Origin of the sequence: Flavobacterium zubiriense (genome assembly GCF_041729725.1) — a bacterium.
Classification (GTDB): domain Bacteria; phylum Bacteroidota; class Bacteroidia; order Flavobacteriales; family Flavobacteriaceae; genus Flavobacterium; species Flavobacterium zubiriense.
Genome location: NZ_JBCFQL010000023.1, coordinates 1 through 3,295, shown reverse-complemented (window position 1 = coordinate 3,295; position 3,295 = coordinate 1). Strand labels below are relative to the sequence as shown.

Here is a 3,295-nt window from a genome sequence, read left to right as displayed (position 1 = left end):
CGTTTTGCGCTATTGCGAAATTTGTACAAGCCGGGCGTTTTTCTTTCGCAAGAATTTTTATCTTTAACAGAAAATAATCACTTCCGAAGTTCGCAACAGACGCAAAGCGGCAGAACGTTAGCCACAATTTCACCGAGACACTGCATAAACAAAAAACAAGAAATAATGATAGTATCACAATTTGAAAATAGAATTTGTAAAGACAAAAATATCCTTGTCGTTTTAAATGAAAATGAAGAAAACAATTCTGAACTTCAAAATCTAATTGACAATTTTTGTGGTACAGTAATAAATAACTTTTCTGAAATACAGAAAGCAAATAACGACATTAAAATTTATGGTTGTGGAGATTTTTCTATTACTGAAAATGTAGAAACCGAGTTCTATATTATTCAAGACTTATCTACAAACTATGAAAATAGAATTAATGAAAAAATTCAACTAATTTCGTTAGGTGAAGTCCCAATAATTATCAGCAATTCAGGTGTTTACTTTAGAAATCTATTTTCGGAAAATGACTATTTTAACAAAATAAAATCTGAACACGAGTTTCAACATTTAACAGAATCGAATAAAGAATCTAAAGCTTTTAGAACAGGTATATATCTAACAGAAGTTTTGAAAGAAATAGAAAATAATACTGAAGTATTAAACTTTCATTTATTACGATGCTCAAGTAATTTTACAGGACCAACTGACAATTTCAGAGCAACAGACCATTTTATAATTAACAAATTAAATGAGTCTGTAAAATTTGTTTTTGAAAAAGGAACAAAACTTAATCACGTTTTAGCTCAAATTTACGAAAACACTAAAAAATCAGAAGATAGTGGAAAAGAAATAAAAGCAAAAATTAAAGCACATTCCGACAAAACTAAAGATATGCCCAAAGAAGGACTTATTGCTTTTTGCACTTTTTATGACCGAACAGAATTTACTGACTTAAAGCCTTCCAAAACAGATAAATTTGATTTGTGTTACAAACAAATTACAGGATTGACAAAACTTCATTTTAAGTTGAAAAATACTGTAAATGATGAAAGTTTAGAAAAAGAATTTAGTGTAACATTATACCCAAACTCGGCATTCCTAATACCACTTTCAACAAATAGATTATATACTCACGAAATAAGACCATCAATGCTAAATGTGGAAAGAATCCCTGTGAGAATGGGTTATGTGGTTCGTTGTTCAAATGTTGAAGCAAAATATATGAACAATGAAACTTTTATTAAAGAAAATGGCAGTTTAATAAAACTTGAACCAATGACATTAAACTCTATAGAAAACTTAAGAACATCTTATGTTGAGGAAAACAAAACAGAAAATGTTGTTGAGTATGGCAAAGTTCATTTCAGTATGAATTTGGGGGATTATGAAAAACCAATTTATTAAATGAGTATGACAACTGATTTAGGATTTTATAAAATTTCTCTTCCATTTGAAAATAACTTATTTAATGAATTATCGAATTCCGTTGAATTTGAAAAAATAACTAACGGAAGAATAGCAAACCAATTAGTTAATATTAAAAATAACTTAATTCCAATTGTAAGAACTACAAGTAAATACTGCATTCCAGCACAAAATTTTGCAGATGTTCATCATTTAATTACCAATACAATTAATCAAACTGTAAAAAAGGATAACCTTAATGATTTTCCAATTCAGAATTTTAACAATGCCCTTATTGAAATTTATGATTCACAGTATTCAAAAATGAATTATCATTCTGACCAAAGTTTGGATTTAGAAGACAATTCATTTCTTGGAGTATTCTCTTGTTATGAATTTCCTAACAACATTTCTGAACAAAACAATAGAAAACTAAAAATTAAAGATAAAACAACCAATGAAGAGTTTGAAATTTCTTTAAATCACAATTCAGTAATTCTATTTTCAACTGAAACCAATATGAAATATCAACATAAAATCGTTTTAGACAATGACACAAAAAAGCCATTAATTGAAAACAGATGGTTAGGCATTACGTTTAGAACTTCAAAAACATATCTTGAATTTAAAAATAAGTTACCATTTTTCTCAAATGGCGAACAATTAACATTAGCGAACGAAGAAGAAGAAAAGATTTTTTTTAAACTTAGAGGAGAAGAAAATAAAAGTTTAGAATTCGCATATCCTTTCTTAAATTTTACGATTAGCCTTGCTGACACTTTACAGCCAAAAAACTCAAAAGATATTTCAATATGATATTGGCATTTGATACACATTATTTTGACAATAAAGCAAAAACTGTATGTTTAGCGTTTGAAAGTTGGGCTAATTCTGCTAAATATGAAATTTATTCCGAAATCCTTGACAATATTGAAGATTACATTTCGGGCGAATTTTACAAAAGAGAATTGCCTTGTATTTTAAGTTTGTATAAAAAAATAAATCTTGAATTTGTTGAAGCAATTATTATTGACGGATTTGTATTTTTAGATGATTTTGAAAGATTAGGGTTAGGCGGACATTTATACAAAAGTTTAAATTCTAAAATACCAATTATTGGTGTTGCGAAAACGAACTTTGCAACAATAGAAAAAGATAAAAGAGAACTTTTAAGAGGCAAAAGTATAAATCCACTTTACATTACAGCTATTGGAATTGACATTGACAAGGCAACAGAACTTATAGATAAATTGGACGGTGAAAATAGAATACCTTCAACATTAAAAAAATTAGATACACTAACAAAAGAAAGAAACTGTGGCTAATAGCTAGAGTTTCGTTGGGCTTGAAAAGCCAACAATGAAACTCCTGTTGAACCCGCCTCGGCGGGCAGGCGGAACCGATTACATGTCCGTCCACTATGGGTTTTTCGTAAAGGTTTTATAAGATATTTCAAGAGGATTAGTTGTCCTCTTTTTTTTGAAGTGTATTGCTTGGTTTTTTATCGTGTTTTCCTTCACTATTGGCCATAAGTTCCCTTACCCATAAAATTAGTTTTTATAGACATTTGCTTTTTGGCTATCGCCAAGAAACCACTCAGGCGGTCCTCGTTTGTCAAAAATTAGAATCGTATGCAAGTTGCCCGTTTTGCAACATTGGCATTTTCTGATTTTAGTGGCTCTAGCTGTTTTGACAGTAGGTTGCACTTGGAGTTTTGATTGCAATACACCTAGCTTTTGCCGTTTCCAAGTGCTGCTCAAAAATCCGTAATGCCGTATTTTCACAAATCCTTTGGGCAAAATATGTATGGCAAACCGACGAATAAACTCCTGATGCGTCAGGATCATCTGCTTTTTAAATCCATTTTGTTTGTAATCTTTGTAATCAAAAGTCACATTTA

At 29.9% G+C, this 3,295-nt stretch carries 4 protein-coding genes; 3 read left to right on the top strand and 1 reads right to left on the bottom strand.

Annotation, left to right across the window (positions count from 1 at the left end; genetic code table 11):
• Positions 1 to 165 precede the first annotated feature (165 nt).
• The 3 genes from AAGV28_RS15345 to AAGV28_RS15335 are packed head-to-tail and all read left to right on the top strand — an operon-like array spanning position 166 to position 2,720.
• On the top strand, positions 166 to 1,395 hold the full coding sequence (locus AAGV28_RS15345; RefSeq protein ID WP_373407631.1) for a hypothetical protein: 1,230 nt from the start codon (positions 166 to 168) through the stop codon (positions 1,393 to 1,395).
• Positions 1,396 to 1,401: 6 nt separating this feature from the next.
• On the top strand, positions 1,402 to 2,211 hold the full coding sequence (locus AAGV28_RS15340) for an alpha-ketoglutarate-dependent dioxygenase AlkB (protein WP_373407630.1): 810 nt from the start codon (positions 1,402 to 1,404) through the stop codon (positions 2,209 to 2,211).
• Entirely contained in the window at positions 2,208 to 2,720 is a 513-nt protein-coding gene (locus tag AAGV28_RS15335; protein ID WP_373407629.1) for an endonuclease V, read from the top strand. Before AAGV28_RS15340 ends, AAGV28_RS15335 begins: the two co-directional genes overlap by 4 nt.
• A gap of 225 nt (positions 2,721 to 2,945) precedes the next feature.
• Here AAGV28_RS15335 and AAGV28_RS15330 read toward each other — a convergent pair.
• The coding region (locus AAGV28_RS15330; RefSeq protein WP_373407628.1) for a transposase at positions 2,946 to 3,295 on the bottom strand (350 nt) is incomplete at its 5' end.